The organism is Sphingobacterium sp. Mn56C (assembly GCF_049319645.1).
In the GTDB taxonomy this organism is placed as follows: Bacteria; Bacteroidota; Bacteroidia; order Sphingobacteriales; family Sphingobacteriaceae; genus Sphingobacterium.
Window position 1 is genome coordinate 1,762,223 of sequence record NZ_JBMOUC010000001.1, and the last position, 18,670, is coordinate 1,780,892.

15 protein-coding genes are annotated in these 18,670 nt (G+C 40.7%); 2 read left to right on the forward strand and 13 right to left on the reverse strand.

The window, feature by feature from the left end; genetic code table 11:
- Positions 1 to 8: 8 nt before the first annotated feature.
- Genes ACL9RF_RS07320 through ACL9RF_RS07355 form a run of 8 tightly spaced genes read right to left on the reverse strand, consistent with a single transcriptional unit; the run spans position 9 to position 9,342 of the window.
- Positions 9 to 638, reverse strand: coding sequence for a gluconate 2-dehydrogenase subunit 3 family protein (locus ACL9RF_RS07320; protein ID WP_422799950.1), 630 nt, complete (start codon positions 636 to 638; stop codon positions 9 to 11).
- A gap of 19 nt (positions 639 to 657) precedes the next feature.
- Positions 658 to 2,085 carry a Gfo/Idh/MocA family protein gene (locus ACL9RF_RS07325; protein ID WP_422799951.1) on the reverse strand — a complete coding sequence of 476 codons (1,428 nt, stop codon included), beginning with the start codon at positions 2,083 to 2,085 and terminating at the stop codon, positions 658 to 660.
- 10 nt (positions 2,086 to 2,095) lie between these two features.
- Positions 2,096 to 3,784, reverse strand: coding sequence for a GMC oxidoreductase (locus ACL9RF_RS07330; protein ID WP_422799952.1), 1,689 nt, complete (start codon positions 3,782 to 3,784; stop codon positions 2,096 to 2,098).
- A gap of 35 nt (positions 3,785 to 3,819) precedes the next feature.
- The gene (locus tag ACL9RF_RS07335; protein WP_422799953.1) at positions 3,820 to 5,061 is read right to left on the reverse strand and encodes a nucleoside permease; all 1,242 of its coding nucleotides are present in this window, start codon (positions 5,059 to 5,061) and stop codon (positions 3,820 to 3,822) included.
- Between the two features lie 55 nt (positions 5,062 to 5,116).
- A complete protein-coding gene (locus ACL9RF_RS07340; RefSeq protein ID WP_422799954.1) occupies positions 5,117 to 6,040 on the reverse strand; it encodes a hydroxypyruvate isomerase family protein in 924 nt (307 codons plus the stop codon).
- A gap of 34 nt (positions 6,041 to 6,074) precedes the next feature.
- Positions 6,075 to 7,067 carry an FAD:protein FMN transferase gene (locus tag ACL9RF_RS07345; RefSeq protein WP_422799955.1) on the reverse strand — a complete coding sequence of 331 codons (993 nt, stop codon included), beginning with the start codon at positions 7,065 to 7,067 and terminating at the stop codon, positions 6,075 to 6,077.
- 8 nt (positions 7,068 to 7,075) lie between these two features.
- Positions 7,076 to 8,389, reverse strand: a complete 1,314-nt coding sequence (locus ACL9RF_RS07350) for a Gfo/Idh/MocA family protein (RefSeq protein ID WP_422799956.1) — start codon at positions 8,387 to 8,389, stop codon at positions 7,076 to 7,078.
- 29 nt (positions 8,390 to 8,418) lie between these two features.
- Positions 8,419 to 9,342 carry a formylglycine-generating enzyme family protein gene (locus tag ACL9RF_RS07355; protein WP_422799957.1) on the reverse strand — a complete coding sequence of 308 codons (924 nt, stop codon included), beginning with the start codon at positions 9,340 to 9,342 and terminating at the stop codon, positions 8,419 to 8,421.
- A 411-nt stretch (positions 9,343 to 9,753) separates the two neighbouring features.
- Between ACL9RF_RS07355 and ACL9RF_RS07360 the strand changes: the two genes are divergently transcribed.
- Positions 9,754 to 10,890 carry an acyloxyacyl hydrolase gene (locus tag ACL9RF_RS07360; RefSeq protein WP_422799958.1) on the forward strand — a complete coding sequence of 379 codons (1,137 nt, stop codon included), beginning with the start codon at positions 9,754 to 9,756 and terminating at the stop codon, positions 10,888 to 10,890.
- Between the two features lie 79 nt (positions 10,891 to 10,969).
- On the opposite strand, the gene ACL9RF_RS07365 is transcribed toward ACL9RF_RS07360, so the two are convergent.
- From ACL9RF_RS07365 to ACL9RF_RS07380, 4 genes are all read right to left on the reverse strand, one after another.
- Positions 10,970 to 11,563: a hypothetical protein gene (locus ACL9RF_RS07365; RefSeq protein ID WP_422799959.1), complete on the reverse strand. Its 594-nt coding sequence runs from the start codon at positions 11,561 to 11,563 to the stop codon at positions 10,970 to 10,972.
- Between the two features lie 20 nt (positions 11,564 to 11,583).
- Positions 11,584 to 12,324, reverse strand: a complete 741-nt coding sequence (locus tag ACL9RF_RS07370) for a hypothetical protein (protein WP_422799960.1) — start codon at positions 12,322 to 12,324, stop codon at positions 11,584 to 11,586.
- 252 nt (positions 12,325 to 12,576) lie between these two features.
- Positions 12,577 to 13,461 carry an OmpA/MotB family protein gene (locus ACL9RF_RS07375; RefSeq protein WP_422799961.1) on the reverse strand — a complete coding sequence of 295 codons (885 nt, stop codon included), beginning with the start codon at positions 13,459 to 13,461 and terminating at the stop codon, positions 12,577 to 12,579.
- A 261-nt stretch (positions 13,462 to 13,722) separates the two neighbouring features.
- The gene (locus ACL9RF_RS07380; protein WP_422799962.1) at positions 13,723 to 14,754 is read right to left on the reverse strand and encodes a quinone-dependent dihydroorotate dehydrogenase; all 1,032 of its coding nucleotides are present in this window, start codon (positions 14,752 to 14,754) and stop codon (positions 13,723 to 13,725) included.
- 127 nt (positions 14,755 to 14,881) lie between these two features.
- Here ACL9RF_RS07380 and ACL9RF_RS07385 point away from each other — a divergent pair, with 127 nt between their 5' ends.
- Positions 14,882 to 16,801, forward strand: coding sequence for an ABC-F family ATP-binding cassette domain-containing protein (locus ACL9RF_RS07385; protein ID WP_422799963.1), 1,920 nt, complete (start codon positions 14,882 to 14,884; stop codon positions 16,799 to 16,801).
- Positions 16,802 to 16,855: 54 nt separating this feature from the next.
- On the opposite strand, the gene ACL9RF_RS07390 is transcribed toward ACL9RF_RS07385, so the two are convergent.
- Complete coding sequence (locus tag ACL9RF_RS07390) at positions 16,856 to 18,649, reverse strand: hypothetical protein (RefSeq protein WP_422799964.1); 1,794 nt, start codon at positions 18,647 to 18,649, stop codon at positions 16,856 to 16,858.
- Positions 18,650 to 18,670 lie beyond the last annotated feature (21 nt).

Genomic DNA, 18,670 nt, shown 5'->3' on the forward strand with positions numbered 1-18,670 from the left:
TATAATTTTTAGGCAAATGCCTTATCTCCTTTTTTATAAGGCAGGTAACCATCGTATTTACCCGGAATTTTCACATAACGTAAAGCCTTTGTACAGCCTAACTCCGAATTAAAGAACCCGGTTAATGTTAACTGTTTAAACAAAGTAAACCAGTGTGGAGGGTCGTTTTCTACATCTCTAAAAAGTTCATTTTGCTTCACGCGATTCTTATCACGGATATCCTTCTGCTCTTCCTCTTGTTTTTTGTTGTACGCTACCGCTTCTTTATCCAAAGCATTAGCTACAGCCGTACGATCGGCAGCAGACAATTCCAGGAATGGTTTCCCTTTCACCTCCTTGGCTTTATCATCTAACGTAGCGAGGCCCGTCAAGAAAGCGTGCTGCTGTTTCTCGGTATAGCAGTCGCGCACCATGACCGGGATAAAACTACCCACACCGGCTTCTTTAGCACCGGGAGTGGATGTCTTTGGCAATATAGCCTCTGCCAAATCGCCCAATAGGTCTGTTTGGTCGGCCGTAAAAAGAGCTTGCACATCTTTGGAGGCAGGCCGTGTACAGCCCTCAAGAAAAAGGTTGGCCCCAATAACAGAACCGCCAATTATCATGGCAACACGTTGTATAGCTTCTCTTCTATTCATAATTCAATACCTGATATAATTAAAAATTATATTTCATCTCCCAACCTTTACGGTAGTCGCGTTTAACAAACTGATTAACCAAATCAAAGTTTGTAACACGCATATTATTGTTATCCCATAATAACTTCAAGTTACGACCAGGGTAACGGTTATCTACACGCATATCGGCACCACGTATAGCTAAGTTGGCCATCAGTAAAGCCTCGGTCAATGGTCCGGCAATTTCAAATGGCGAGCTCACCTCTTTTTTACCATATCCCGCAATACAGGCATCCACCCACTGTGCATAATGCCCATTCGACTGGTTCTGCACACGTGCATATTTCTGCGCAACCTGATCTTTACGGCTTGTAGGCAATAAGCGGGCCTTATCTCCATACGTATCCGCCAAAATTTTACCCTTTGTACCTACCAATAAAATACCATTTCCGCCATCACCAAAGATTTCGTTAGGTCCTAACTCATCCGGGCGTGCCGGCTGAATACCACCATCCATCCAATGTAAAGTAACCGGTCCTTTTGTACGCGCCGTTTTCGGGAATGTTAATGTAGCATGGCTCGATGGAGGACAGCTTTCCGGGAAATACCCCCTTTTAAACTCGTCTACATATACCGAGCCCACTGTTGCCTGCACGTCTTGCACATACGATAAACCCAATGTACTAAAAGGCACTTCCAATAAGTGACACCCCATATCGCCTAAGGCACCCGTACCATAATCCCACCAGCCACGCCAGTTGAAAGGCACCAATTTATCGACATACTCTTTATAAGGAGCAGTTCCCAACCATAATTCCCAATCCAACTCCTTAGGGATATCAGCCTTACCACTTGGCCACTGTATACCCGAAGGCCACACCGGTCTGTCTGTCCAACAATATACGGTATGCACATCGCCAATAAGGCCCGCATCAAACCACTCCCGAATTAAGCGTGGCCCATCATTAGACGCCCCTTGGTTCCCCATTTGTGTAACCACTTTATATTTTTTTGCCGCGTGGGTCAATGCTCTAGCTTCCCACACATCATGCGCCAAGGGTTTCTGCACATACACATGCTTACCCAACTCCATGGCTGCCAGCGCCTGAATACCATGCTGATGATCGGGCGTCGATACCGAAACCGCTTCGATATTCTTATGCTCCTTATCCAACATTTCACGGTAATCCTTATAATATTTTGCTTTCGGATATTTCTTTATCGCAGCAGCAGCACGTCTGTCGTCCACATCACATAAAAAAGCAATATCAGCTCTACCCGAATCATAAAATGAATTGATATCACTCCAACCTTTACCGCCTACCCCAATACCGGCGACCTGCAATTTATCACTTGGTGCAGTAAAACCATTGCCCCCCAAGACATGACGTGGAACAATCATAAAACCCGCAGCAGCCGTTGCGGCATTCTTTAAAAAATTTCTTCTTGAATTCTTATTATCACTCATAGTTTAAGTATTATAGGTTACCTTTTTTCAATTCATTAAAAGCGAAATCAACCGCACGTGCAGTTAAAGCCATATAGGTTAAAGATGGATTAACACAACCTGCAGAAGTCATGGCAGCACCATCCGTTACAAACACATTTTTGGCATCCCAGACTTGGTTGTTACCATTTAGCACTGAGGTTTTAGGATCTCTCCCCATCCGTGCTGTCCCCATTTCATGAATCCCCTGTCCGTAGCCATACACATTGTCATAGGTATAGGTATCTTTTACGCCAATACTATCCAACATTTCTTTCATTTCATTCTGCATATCCGCACGCATTTTGATTTCATTATCTTTGATTTCAGCATCAAAAGATAAAACAGGAAGCCCCCATTTATCTTTGGTATTTTTGTCCAAAGTAACTTTATTCTCATGGTACGGTAAGGTTTCGCCGAATGCCGTAAAGCCTACATTCCAATCACCAGGCTCACAAATAGCATCCTTCCAGTCGCCACCCACACTCATCTCGGCAACTTCACCCGACCAGCGGCCACGATTTGCAGCCCCTTGGTAGCCAAAGCCACGCAGATAATCTCTTTTTTTCGTATCGCCATCCACATTTACAAATCGCGGAACATACAAACCTGTAGGGCGGCGTCCAAAGATATATTTATCTTCATACCCCTCTACACGGCCACCTGCGCCACAGCGGAAATGGTGATCCATAAGGTTATGGCCCAACTCGCCCGAACTACTTCCCAAACCACCTTCCCACACATCCGTTGCCGAGTTCATCAGTACCCATGCCGAATTCAATGCCGAGGCACATACAAAAATTACCTTTGCATAGAATTCATAAGTCTGGTTTGTTTCAGCATCAATAATCTCTACCCCTTTCGCTTTCTGCGTATCCTTATCATAAATAATTTTCGTAACGATAGAAAAAGGTCTTAGCGTTAAGTTACCCGTTTTTACCGCAGCAGGTAAAGTAGCAGATTGCGTGCTAAAATAAGCCCCAAAGTTACAGCCCAACCAACATTGATTTTGATACTGACAATTTACACGCCCCTCATGCGGAACCGTAATATTTGCCGTACGCCCCATAATGAAGTGTCGTTTTCCGCCATACTGCCCTTTCAAGCGATCAGCAAGGTCTTTTTCCACAATATTAAACGGCATGGCCGGCATATAATCGCCATCTGGCAACGACGGTACACCATCTCTATTACCAGAAATTCCGGCAAATTTCTCTGCGTAGCTATACCAAGACTCGATATCTTTATAACGTATAGGCCAATCCACGCCATAACCATCTTTAAGATTCGCTTCGAAATCCAGATCACCAAGGCGGTACGACTGTCGGCCCCACATTAAAGACCTGCCCCCCACATGGTAACCCCGGAACCAATCAAAGCGTTTAACCTCCGTATAAGGATTATCCTTTTCGACTGTCCAATAGTCCAAATTCTTCTCATTCAGCGGATAATCTCTACGTAAAGCAGGATAATCGGCAATCATCTGTTGTGTACGTCCGCCGGCATGCGGAAACTCCCAAGGATGTTTGTTTGGGGAAGGGTAATCCTTAACATGTTCAATATTACGTCCTCTCTCCAGCATAATTGTTTTCAGTCCCTTCTCCGTCAGCTCTTTTGCTGCCCAGCCCCCGCTAATTCCGGAACCGATTACAATAGCATCATAAATATTGCTATCTACCATTTTATTTAGTTTATTTTGATTATTTAGTTTATATATTATTTTACAGAAACAACTTTTTCATTTTTGAAAAGCACAAAGAAAATCAGCATGACAACAATAGCGATACCTGCAGGTACCAACCATACGTTTTGCCAAAATACCTGTAAACTTTCTATCTTTTTATCGGCATAGATATTACCTACATACGCCGCCACCTGAAAACCAATTAACTGACCGATACCATAGGTAGCTAAGGTAATAAGCCCTTGCGCTGCCGATTTATATTTTGCACCCGCTTTAGAGTCGGTATAAATTTGACCCGATACGAAAAAGAAATCATAACATATACCATGCAGGGCAATGCCAATCAATAACATATAACTACCACTTCCCGCATCGCCATAAGCAAATAGCGCATAACGTAGAGCCCAAGCCAACATACCAATCAAAATGGTATTCTTAAAACCAAAACGCGTGAAAAATACCGGCAACAACAGTAAACATAAAGCCTCAGAAATCTGACCAATAGTCATTTTACCGGTTACATTTTCCATACCAATATCACCTAAAAAGGCATTGGCATTCTGATAGTAAAAAGCTAATGGAATACAGATTAAAATCGAAGAAAGGAAAAACACAAAGAAATTGCGATCTTTCAAAAGTTTTATGGCATCTAAACCAATGATCGAAGCCAGCGATGGTTTCTCGTCTGCATTAGATTTAATTGGAGGTGTTTTGGGTAAAGTAAAGCTAAATAAGCCCAATATCAAAGAAGCAATACCCCCTAATAGGAAGGTGTTACGAAGTAAGCCATTTTCAACCCCTTCGGCACTATCCCATTTAAACAGGTAAGAAATGGATAAACCTGCGAGAATCCAGCCTATAGTACCAAACAAACGAATGCTGGAAAACTCCTTCTCTGGATTCGTAATCTGCCGAAAAGACACCGAATTTACCAATGCTAAGGTTGGCATGTATAAAATCATATAGGTCAATACATAAGGATAAAAAGTACCTACATCCTGTGCATTATACATCTGGTACATCAAAACAGCACCCACTAAATGCAAAATACCCAATACCCTTTCTGCATTAAAAAAGCGATCCGCAATCATCCCGACAATAAAAGGGGCAATAATAGCACCCAACGACTGCGTGGAGAAGACATTAGCAATTTCAAAGCCATCGGCTTTTAGATTTTCGGGTAAAAAGCGACCTAGCGTCACAAACCATGAACCCCAAATAAAAAATTCGAGGAACATCATAAACGATAATTTGGTTCTAATAATTGGATTCATATGATTAAATTTTATTCTAAAATAGGTTTATAATAAGGTTGATTTAATGCTAATCTTAAAAATTATCTACTTCACGGTAAGCATTTACCAACGCCACTTCTCCTTCCTTCCCAGACTTAGACATGCCATGCTCCATCCCTACAACACCGCGATATCCTTTGTTATGCAGCCATTTAAATAGATTTTTGTAGTTTATTTCTCCAGTCGTCGGCTCCTTACGTCCCGGGTTATCACCCACCTGGATATAACCGACCTCCGACCAACAATGGTTTAACATATCCAATAAGTTACCTTCATTTTTTTGCATATGATACACATCATACAATATTTTACAAGAAGGGCTATTCACGGCTTTACAGATTTCATAGGTCTGATCACTGTAACGTAGAAATAGATCCGGGGTATCACTTAGCGGCTCCAAAACCATGGTAATACCATGCGGTTCCAATATTTCGGTACCGCGGCGTAACCCTTCGATAACATTTGCCGTCTGTATACCAATGGGTAAACTACGGTCATAATCACCCGGAACCACGGTTACATACTTCGCATTTACACGTTTCGCAATTTCTACAGATGCCTTACATCCTTTTACTAAAACATCCACATGCTCCTGTTTTCCTGCGGCTAAAGTATTTGCACCATTTCCACCTTTTGGCACCACAAATACCCCCATACGCATCCCCAGCTTGGCCAGCAAATCGCCAATCTTTTTCTGCTCGTCGACCGATCTGCTAGGCAGATCATTATCCTCAATACTCCGGAACCCTAAATCGTACATGTATCGTATCTCATCTAAAAAGTTCTTTCCAGCGGAAGCACTAAACATGCCTTGGTGCGGAGCATAATCCATTTTAAAGGGTGCTCCAGCTTTACCTTGCTGCGCAATACTATCCGTTTCGGCATGGGCTGCACCACCTGAAAGTAAACTTCCTCCTAATACTAATCCTGAATTCTTGATAAAATCCGATCTCTTCATTATATAATTGTAATTGTTTATGGTTTACGATTTATTAATACAAGTACTTCTTAAATCCCTTGGTCTGCAACTCTTTATATGTATTTCCGTCCAGGTAAACAAGATAAATATCCACATCTTTTAACCCTTCTGCATACGAGATTGCTTCAGCGGGCTTAAGATACATAAAAAAATTATCTAATCCATCTGCTTCCATTGCTGTTTTTGCAATCACGGTAACACTTACAGTGCTACTTGCTAAAGGTTTGCCTGTAAACGGATCCATATGATGCGATATCATAGTTCCATCTATGCAGCGTTGATTTTCATAACTACCCGAAGTTGTAATAGCACAATCCGATAACTTCACCCAGTGGGCATCCCCATTCTGCATGCCAGGTGGGCGATTTACGGCCACAACAAAACTACCCGAGGGTTTATGGCCTTTGGTACGAATCTCTCCTCCCAATTCCACCAAATAATGCGCAATACCACGCTGTTCTAAGTAATCCGCCAATACATCAACCGTATACCCTTGCGCTATACCATTAAGGTCTATTGTAATACGCGGGTCCAATTTTTGTAATACCTCTCCATCCCAGCGCAGTTTATCCATGCCAACAAAAGCCCTGATACTATCCATACACTGCTGCTCCAAATTTTTGGGAGAACCGTCGGGTCCAAAACCCCATACTTGCGATAGCGGAAGTACGGTAATATCGAAATACCCATTCGACAGCTTATTCATGCTAAAACTAGCATCCAGCACATTCTTTATATGGCTATCCAAATCCGCATCGGCCAGGCGCCCCGCATTAAACCTCGAAATAATTGAATTGGCATGATACAACGACATTGAACTATCAATTTCAGCGATTATAGAATCAACATCCTGTTTGGAAACCGCAACATCAGCATAATATTTTATGCTATAGGTTGTACCCTGCGCACGCCCAGACAGAAGGTGCTCCGTATGCATCGCCAACTGCTGCCCTAAAGCCGCATACATGCAGCCCATCATACACGCTATTACCCAAAGATATTTCAACGTAATACTTAAATATACTGTGTACTATTAATTCCTGGAACCGCAACCGGATAGAGCCCATCAGCATTCGGCAGCACTTTGGGCAAGGCATCCCAAGCCAAAGTATCGGGCATAAGGTTTACCGATGAGGTAAGCGCTTTATCCCACTGTATGGTTTGTCCGGTATAACAGGCTAAACGGCCAATAATACCCGTCAAGGTGCTATAAGCTGCATATTCTGCATTATCAAATTTATAAACACCAGATGCTATAGCGCCAAAAAGCTCCACATGCTCCTGCCTGTACGGGTTAGGATCATTTTGCGCAGCATATCTAAAAATTTCTTTTCCCTTAGCGTCCCAAATAATAGCTTGGTTATTGGCGGCTAAAAATACCCTACCCTGCGTCGCTTGAAAGGTCTCGTCAACACGGTTATTTATGCCCTCAAAATGGCGGCATTGGCTATAAACTACAGTGCCATCATCATACGTTAACTCCAACGCAAAATTATCGTAAATCTCACCATACTCCTTCCCCGTACGATGTGCGCGGGATCCCGTGCCTTGAATGGAAACCGGATATTTTTGCTTTATCCAATTGGCAATATCAATATTATGGACATGCTGTTCTACAATATGATCGCCACATAACCAGTTAAAATAATACCAATTACGCATTTGATAATCCATCTCCGACTGTCCGGCACTGCGGGGTCTTACCCATACGCCACCACTATTCCAATATACCTGCCCCGATACCACATCGCCAATAACACCATCATGAATACGCTGAATCGCTTCTTTATAATTCTGCTGATAGCGACGTTGTAAACCTACTACAACATTTAATTTCTTTTTCTTCGCTTCTGCCGCACACTCCAATACCTTGCGCACACCCGGAATATCAACAGCGACAGGTTTCTCCATAAATACATGCTTCCCAGCCTTTACTGCCTCTTCAAAATGCAAAGGTCTAAAACCTGGAGGTGTCGTTAAGATCACCACATCCGCATCCCGAATAGCGGCTTTGTAAGCATCGAAACCAACATATTTTCGACTATCGCTAACCTTAATTTTGTCGCCATATTTCTTTTTTAATGCGGTATAGGCTTTATCCAAATTATCTTGAAAGGCATCAGCCAATGCAACAATCTCCACATTTTGTCCCGACTCTAGCGCATCTGCGGCAGCACCCGTTCCCCGACCTCCACAGCCAATTAATGCCACTTTTATGGCATCATCGCCAGCAGCAAATAAGGGCGAAACAGGCAGCGCTGCAACTACAGTCGACCCCGCCATAACGGCTGTAGATTTAATAAAACTTCTTCTATCTTGGTTGTCCATAGCTGGTATATTTAAGCGTATAATAGGTATTAAAAATCTTCTATTGGTGCTTGATCGTAATACGACATTATTTCTTCTACTGAAGGCACAGTAACCGGACGTACCAAACGCATACCCACAAACGGTGCTTCAGGAAACCACCAGTTAGATTTCGGCATTTGCGGATCCAGCTGCTTCCATACCGGGTCCGAAGCCGAGCGCGCCGAAGATCTTAAATCGTTAACATCGCTCTTAAAAGATCCCCCACGGAGCACATGTGGGTACAATTCGGTCGGCACAGCCAGCGGATCAACAGCGGTTTTACCCACAAATTGCGTGTAAAAATCAGCATGATATTGATCGTACGTCCATTCCGCCACGTTGCCCAGCATATCATATAGACCAAAAGCATTCGGTTTTTTCTGACCTACCTGATGGGTACGGCCAGCAGCATTCGCTCCATACCATGCATAGTCGTCGATTTTTGCGGTATCATCACCAAAGAAATAAGCAGCATTAGAACCGGCCCTACAAGCATACTCCCATTCTGCTTCTGTAGGAAGCCTATAAAATACCCCCGTTCGCAGGTACAACCATTTACAATACTGAATCGCATTATAATGTGTCATGGCCAAAGCTGGATGCCCCTCCTTGCCCATGCCAAAGGTCATATCCAAATAAGGTTTAGTAGGCCTCGTGACTGCATCAACCTCTGGAGAGATACCTGCCGTAACCTGCTTAGACAATTCATAATCTTTATATAAAAATGGTTCATATAAATCCCAGGTAACCTCAAAGGTACTCATCCAAAAGGGTGCAATTTTAACTTTATGTATCGGCTTCTCGTCGTCCTTGCCTCCATTACTACCCATGGAAAAAGTACCCCCAGGAATTGCTTGCATGGAAAATAATAGTGACGATCCGTCTATTTTCTGCACATAATTCTCGTGTAGCGTTTGTTGACAAAACGCCATATGCATACCTAATAAAACGATTAAAACAAGAAAACTCCTCATGGTTTATGAATCACAAAACGGTTTATACGTTTAAATATAGTTATAAATCGAATTAAATATAGAAGTAAATTTTTAGGATAATTTCAAACAGTAATAACAATTGCGTTACACAAGTGTAACTTTTACACTATGTTATGCATTTAAATGGACCGTAGTGCAGATTAAGCCGCTTTTATGCGAACTGAGGGCAGATTAAAAAACAATAAAAATTAGTATTAATTTGAAATCGACAGGCCTACCTATGTATTTTGGGCTTATTCAAATCAGTTTCATAAAAAAATTTCATACAAATGATAATATGAACTATAAAAATGAAGTATATATTAATAAATTTGCCGATTATTTATTTCCAGGAATTAATTATTCTTTATGCTAGTGAAATCCACACTCTCTATTTTTTTTCTATTAATCAGTTTTTGGTATGCTGCATATGCGCAAGTAGATAGTTCTCGAGTAGAGCAGCATAAACCATCGCTGGTCATCGAAGCGGAAATTGAAAACGGGGGTATATTAGCTTCTGGAGACATTAAAAATGTAACCTTTAAGGATGCCTATTATAACGGCTTCAACCTGAAGGTAGGCTGGCGTATCCATAGCTCCAGCGACCAGTATTTCCGGTTATACAACAATCCAATCTATGGTATAGGCTTTTACTCCAGCACCTTCCATAATAGCCCTGTAGGTAACCCTTATGCTGTGTACGGTTTTGTACAGACACCTTTTGGCAAATTCAAAAGTGAGCGTTGGATGTTTGATTACAGAATCGGCTTAGGATTATCAGGTAATTTTAGACCCTACGACGAAGAGAATAATCCATTCAACTTAGCGATTGGCACAAAGAATAATGTTTTTATAGACTTTGGAATACGATCGCAGTATCGTTTAACACCCAAACTACGCGTAGGTGTAGGTTTAGCGTTCCATCATTTTTCAAACGGTGCCTTGCGCTTACCTAACTCGGGCGTTAATTTAGTGCCTTTAACAGCGTCGTTGACCTATCAACCCGATGGAAGAATCTTCAAAAGAGATACGACAAGCATTGCCCCATACCCAAAGAAAATTTTTCTGCATTTTAACTATGGTGCAGGTTTAAAGCAGGTTGCACGCGATCGGGATAAACGTTATTTTAAATCAACCATGAGCGTTTATGCCAGCCGACATATTAGCCATAAATGGCGTATCGGTGGTGGTGCCGACCTTTTCTACTCGGGTTCTGGAAATAGCGAGGAGATTGCTGAAGATATGTCGGGAAAATTAAGTGCCAAATTATCGGGTGGCCCCGCATTTTACTTGGTACATGTACTGAATAATAATTTGGTATTAAACGGAAACATTGGTTACTACATACACAACCAGGAGTTTAACGGCGAGATTAATAAGTTCTTTTTACGCGCTGGATTTAGGTATTATGTGTATCAAAACTTAAATGCCGGGGTATCCATAAAGGCGCATATGGGAAAGGCTGATTTTATTGAATGGACGGTTGGATATACGTTGTTTAGGTAGGCTATAAATACCAGAGCAGGTATTTTATACCATACTAAAACAGGCAATATAATCGTATATATTGCCTGTACTTTTTTTGCTACAGTTTCTTACGTAAGGATTTCGCTAAGTCCTTATCAATCGTGATGTATCCCGGATAAAAAATATTCTGGTTTCCAATACGAATGGAAGGTTTAATTTTTAAAGCTAAAAGCGCTGTACTTTTACGGGTGAGTATGTCACTTAAGAAGGAGTCAAACCCTTGTTCTTTGGCCACATTAAAAATATTAGCATTAAAACTTAATGGCACCACCATACTTTGTCCCTGCGCTAAATTAATATTCTCATTAACAGACCCTTCGAAAAGAGGCTTTCCCGACAATTCTACAATGTACTTAAACTCGTTTATCTTTGTCAACGTACTTGTTGGGTTTGCTATTTTAAGGTTAACCCGGGCTTGTAAAGGCAAGTCTTTACTTAATAAGGCCAGCGCAATACTCGGCACCGAGGCTAAATTTAATCCCCCATCGCTACTAAATGAAGCCACATCCCTACCGGCAATACGCATTTGTTCGACAGATTCAACCGAATAATTAAACTTTGCTAAGGCCTCCACCTGCGCTTTCTGATTTATTGCACAGCCCGAAAGGAGCAAAAACAACAACATACAGCATGTCCATCCTATTTTTTTCATATCTATTACTTACACATTAATTAATTAAAATTATAAACCAAACCCAGGGTAAAAACGGCATTTCCTGCCTTCAGGTAGGTATTGCTTACCATACCTATGTTGAACCCATTTGTATACTGCAACTGAAAGCCTTTGAGCAACTCCATACGGGTAAAAAACAAAGGTTCCACGTAAAAGTTGTTTTCCTTATCGGCTGCGATTTCATTTATACTAAAGTTTTTCATCCCTACCCGACTCAGGCGTACTGCTGTACCATAATTTAATACCCTGTTACGACCAAAGAGGCGGAGTTTCTGCTTTCGCGTTGCGGAGTAATTCACCTGCACAAAAATCTTATCAAAATCTAACACCCGCGATTCCACAGGCTCATAGCCAACTGTGCTGGAGCGCAAATCAATATCCTCGGTATGGCCAACACCATAACCAGCATAGAGCTCTAAAACCTGCCTTTTTCCTGGTCCTATTGTGGTAAAATACCCCAAGGCTCCTTCTGTCGACCACTGCTTAAAATGATGGCTTGAATTACGGCCATAATCGACAAAAGAACCGTTTCCCAAAATAGCAATATGTTCGGTTACTGCAATTCCTGCCGTTCCAGACAGGTTTCCTTTAAGATTTGCATGTGCTGCCACATATCCTTCCCCCTGCTGTTTAAACATCGGTGTCGCAGGCACATTGGGCATATAAACTGAACTACAACGCGTAAATGTTAATAGCACAGCAGCTAAAATACCACAATAAAAACAACTTCTCCTAATCATACCGATTTATGCTAACAATCATGCCATAATTGTAAGGGCAGCCTAGAATTTTTAAATTCGCAGGTATATGCTACAGTACCTTTCCGCATAAGGCGGATAAAAATATTTGCCCAGCAAAGCATTCGTACAAATTACCAACTTCTGTGCGCTGGCAACAGCTATTACAAAAGACTTCCTAATAAAAATAAGCTGCAAACAGTATGCCCAGAAATGGGGTACTGTTTACAGCTTATAGCTATCATGACCAGAAAGTTACTTCGTTTCTGGAGCTTTATCGATCAATTCCATAAACTGATCCAACTTCGGCGTGATAATGATTTGTGTACGTCTATTTCGCGCTTTACCATTTGCTGTGGAATTATCAGCAATAGGGTTATATTCTCCACGACCACCCGCTGTTAAACGTTTGGGATCTACACCATAGGTATTTTGTAAGGCCTGCACAACAGATGAGGCACGTAGTGTACTTAAATCCCAGTTATTACGGATATTAGGTTTTGAAATCGGATCTGTATCGGTGTTACCTTCAATTAAAACCTCGTAATCTTTATAATCTGTAATTATCTTAGCGATTTTACTTAATGTCTCTCCTGCTTTATCGGATATCTCGTAGCTGCCTGATTTGTACAACATATTATCCGATAGCGATATGTAGACCACCCCTTTTAATACCTGAACATCTACATCGCGCATTTCTTCACGGCTTAATGAACGGGTAAGGTTATTGGTTAATACCATATTTAAGGAGTCGGATTTGTTTTTGGTGTTCACCAGGTGCTGTATATATTTATTGGAAGCATTGATCTCGTCAACCAATTTTGAAATATTGACATTTCCTTGCGAGTTTTGCGCAATACTGTTATCTAAGGTATTCTGTAACTTTAAATAAGCCTCTTTTAAAGTTACATTATTACGGCGTTCATTCTCCAACTGATCCTCCAAACTACGCACTTTGGCACGGCTATCTGTAAGATCCAACTGTCCTTGTTGATATTGCGCTGTCAGCGCTTTATATTTACCATCTAACTCGTTATATTGACCATTAAGTGTCGTAAATTTCTTATTACTTACGCAACTTGTTGCCAATAATCCGCCCAACAAAATGGTAATAGGCAAAATTCGTCTTGTGTTTATCATAGTGTACTTATTTACGTTCCCAAATTAAGGATATTTAAAGGAATACGGAAAAAATTAAAAGTGAAAAATAGTTAAAGCCTTGCTGAGGGTCTGTGTTGTACTTAAGCCTGTTGTTATTAGCAGTCCTTTGTTACCGTATAACCCATAAAAGTCTGGAAAATGCCCTACCTCTAAGCTTTGGTTAACGATTTTTCAATACCTCATTTTTTGAACCCTTATTTTTAATTGCACCTGCTTTTCGAGATGATTTATTACGAAAGATTAGTAATCTTTTAGTAAGCGACGACAAATTTCACCGACCAATGCAGGTCCTTGGTAGATAAAACCTGTATACAGCTGAATAAGGGAAGCGCCTGCCGCTAGCTTCTCCAGTGCATCTGCAGCGGAATGAATGCCACCTACACCGATAATCGGGAATGATTTATTCGATTTTTCTGATAGATAACGTATCACTTCTGTGGATCTTGCAGTTAGTGGTCTTCCGCTAACACCGCCCGCTTCTTTCACCAAGCTGGCATTACTTTTAAGCCCTTCTCTAGAAATAGTGGTATTGGTAGCAATAACACCGGCAATTTTTGTTGTGGCAACAATTTCTACAATATCATCCAACTGGCTGTTGCTAAGGTCGGGAGCAATTTTCAACAAAATAGGCTTGGGTTGAGGTTTTGCCTTATTTAAATCCTGTAAGGTATTTAATATATGCATTAAAGGCTCTTTTTCCTGTAAATCGCGCAATCCTGGCGTATTGGGTGAACTTACATTGACAACAAAATAATCTACGTATGCGTACAAGGCATGGAAGCAATAGATATAATCGTTCACGGCTTCTTCATTGGGGGTAACTTTATTTTTTCCGATGTTGCCTCCTATAATTACACCTTCTTTATTTTTAAGATGTTTCAGCCTTCCCGCAGCCACATCTGCCCCTTGGTTATTAAAACCCATCCGGTTGATCAAGGCTTCATCAGCAATTAAGCGGAACATCCGTGGCTTATCATTCCCTGGTTGTGGTTTTGGGGTTACTGTACCTATCTCAATAAAACCAAAACCTAACTTCGACATATCTTCGATATACTCGGCATTCTTATCAAATCCTGCTGCTAAGCCAATAGGATTTTTAAATTTTAAACCAAATACTTCCCGCTCCAAACGAACATCGCTGACGGTATACAATGATTTTAACAATGCTTTGGACCCCCAGATTTTACTAAATACACGCAGCCCACCCGTTACGGTATGGTGTGCTTTTTCGGGATTCATCGAAAAGAAAAATGGTTTTACTAATTTGTACATGTTGTAGATTAATATTCAATAAAGATCGTTTACAATACCCTGCCTCTGATTTATGCCTTCATGGTACAGGCATTATCCGCACAAAGGTAAAAAAGAAGCAGAAATAATCACTACTTTTGCTACTGAAATGATATCAATAAACAACTTAACTTTTGAAATAGGCGCCAGAGCGCTTTACGATGAAGCTAACTGGCATATAAAACCAGGAGATAAAACCGGATTAATCGGTGCCAACGGTACAGGGAAATCTACCTTGCTAAAACTTATTGTTGGCGATTATAAACCGACTTCAGGGACTATTTCTATGGCCAAGGATCTTAAAATTGGCTACTTAAATCAAGACTTACTGTCGTACCATTCCGACAACAGTATACTGCATGTGGCCATGGAGGCCTTTGCTCGGCAAAACCAGCTGCATACTGAAATTGAGGCTTTATTAAAGAAAATGGAAACCGATTATTCGGATGATATTCTGAATAAATTAAGTAATAAACAAACTGAATTTGAAGCCTTAGATGGGTATAGCATTGAATTTCGTGCGCATGAGATTTTAGCGGGTTTGGGGTTCTCCGAGGAGGAGCAAAAACGCCCACTGGCAACATTCTCCGGGGGTTGGCGTATGCGGGTTATGCTGGCGAAGATTTTGCTACAAGCTCCTGATATCTTACTCCTGGATGAGCCTACAAACCATTTGGACTTACCGTCGATAAAATGGCTAGAAAACTACTTACAGGCCTTTGAAGGTGCCATTGTTATTGTATCGCACGATCGTTATTTCTTGGACAAGGTTATCAATAAAACGGTCGAATCCAGAAAAGGGAAATTAAATATTTATGCCGGCAACTATACGTTTTATTTGGAAGAAAAAGCCCTAAGGGAGGAAATTCAAGGCAACCAGTTTAAAAACCAACAGGCGAAAATAAAACAGGAGGAAAAGCTGATTGAACGCTTCCGTGCAAAGGCTTCCAAAGCAAAAATGGTGCAGTCGAGGATTAAAGCCTTAGACCGCATGGAAAAGGTGGATGCTATTGACGACGATAATCCGGAAGTAAATTTCAGCTTTAAATTTACCAAACCCTCAGGCCGTCATGTGGTAACGTTGGAAAATATTAGTAAGTCTTACCCCAACCTGGAGATTTTAAAAAATACAAATGGCCTTATTGAGAAAGGGGATAAAATTGCTCTTATTGGTGCCAACGGTAAGGGTAAATCTACCTTACTGCGTATCGTAGCGGATGCGGATACGGCGTATACAGGGGAAAGTAAAAAGGGACATAATGTATCGCAAACCTTCTTTGCTCAACATCAGTTGGAATCCCTGCACCTGGAAAACTCCATCTTGCAGGAATTGCAAACCTTTGCTCCTAAACATACGGAAACCGAGTTAAGATCTATTTTAGGCTGTTTTTTGTTTACTGGAGATGATGTATTCAAGAAAATTAAGGTACTTTCTGGGGGCGAAAAATCGCGCGTGGCTTTAGCTAAGGCGCTGACTGCGGATGCCAACTTCCTTGTTCTCGACGAGCCTACAAACCACCTGGATATGGCCTCGGTGAATATCTTAATACAAGCACTTCAGCAGTATGAAGGTACGTTTATTGTTGTTTCTCACGATAGGTACTTTTTGGATAATATCGCTAATAAAATATGGTATATCGAGGATAAAAGCATCAAGGAATACCCGGGCACTTATGAGGAGTATGAGCTGTGGAATGCCAAACGCGTCGTAAAAGCTGTGCCAGAAAAAACGGAAAAAAAAGTCGTTAAGGAAGCGCCGAAAAAGGAGAAGAAAATACCTACAGACGATTCTTTTAGACTCTTACAGAAGAAGAATAAAGAACTTGCTCAATTGGAACAGAATATTGCTGCCAAGGATTTGGAAGTTAAACAACTGGAGGCACTGCTAGCTTCGGAGGCAGTATATAGTGATGCTGCAAAACTGCAGGAAACGACTAGGAACTATAATACACAAAAGGCTTCCTTTGATGCGCTTCAGCAGGAATGGGAATCACTTGCCGAAGAAATAATGGAATTGGAAGGAAATTAATGCTATTTTCCTAATAAGTATTTGTTAAGGCGCAAAATTATGCGCCTTAACGAATTACTTTAAAAAGTCAAGATTCGTATCCCCTTCTACACATCGAACAACATATGCGGCTTCTTTAGATCGCATTACATCGTTATCCGCGGTCGGTATTTCTTTTAATGTTACTTTGTTTTTATCAAAATACAAATATACTAAGGATACATCATCGGAGGCATAACTAACATAGTATTTACCTACTGAACTTCGTAGAGATATAACAACTTCAGAATGGTCTTTCCCTTTTTCCTGTTCAAAATAACCTTGAGCTGGAAGCGTTAACATTACATTTTTATTCTGCTTACTGGTAAAAACTTTCGCTACCGAAAAATCTTGTGTGTATTGCTCCCCCTCTTTACTGAGGCCATGAAACTCCCCCAAATTTGTAGCGATAGTACCATCAATAAGACTTTTCATTTCTCTTTTTGTGGGAATTCGATATCCACGAGGGCAAGGATCTGTGAAAGATTTTAAAGGCTCCTTTTCGGATCCTCCATTCCAAAAGTTATTTAAACCTACAAGATTTGCTGCACTGTAGAAATTTACATAGCGATAAGAATTATGCTGTGCAGCACTTACCGCTCTTCCCCATTGAAAATAATCACCATGCCGGTCGACCGTCATTGGTGAACGATCGGGATCTCTATCCTTAAAAAACGCGTCGACACCGACATTAAACCGAGACCAAATAACACCATTTATACGCGCTGCAGGCCAGTTTTCATGGATTAAGTAACTATCTGCAGGAACAATCTTTACCTTTAAAGTATATTTTAAACCCGGATTTATTTTAAATTTCTTAAATGGTACCAATTTAGAAAAATTAAGCCCGCCAATTTGAATGGACGAAATTTCGCATGATATACCCGTTTCTCCAATTACACTAATTGGAAAACTTGAAATTTTCTTCTCATTCGGTTTTAAGGCTGGAAAACTAACTTTGGCATTTGATTTACCTCCCTTGCTAATCTTACCGTTTTCCAATTTCACACTGTTTACACGAGTATTCTGTCCGATATTAGCTATTGCTCGCTTAATAGGATAGCCAGTTGCTGACGCATCTACCAGTATGGTCACCTGACTTACCAAATGTTGTAACTTCACACTAAACTTGGCTTTTACATTGGTGGGTAGCACCCAATCCTTTCTAAAATACAAGAAATCCTGATCCTCATTGACCGTAACATTCGCCGTTTTTAGCGTTTTCGTTTGTGGATTATCGAATTTTAATGCCGGAAGTTTGGTTTTGCTATTTACGGAATAAACAATAAAGGTATATTTTTCTCCCATTAACAAACTATCCATGTAATTGGGAAACTTATTCGAGTTTACAAAATCCTTTTCCTTGACATAATTACCCGTTTTATCAAAAACAACGACTTTGTATTTAATGTTATTGTTTAAAATTGTCGAATTAGTCTCCTCGGCATTTCCACTTGTAGGCATTGGGTTGATTGTTGATACAGGGCTTTCATCCACATTAGCATGTACAGTAGTTACCATATAGAAATTATTAGGCAATTTTGTTACAGCCACCTGATTATCGATTCCCCCATCCCTCAGTCTGCTAGACACCTTGGTGTTAACATTAAATTCAGCATTTTCTGCCTTATCTTTTGCGAAAACGATATCTGTTAATACCACCGTTAATTTTTGCCATGGATCTTCTTTTAAAGAATCGATGTTATTAGTGTTATTTTCATCTGTATTTTCTTCAATAGCTTCAATTTTTTTACTGCATGACAGGGCTATCACTGTAGCTAAAAATAGATAAATAAATACGCTGCTTATTTTTACCTTAAATTTTTCCATAATTATTTAATTGTTTTTGGT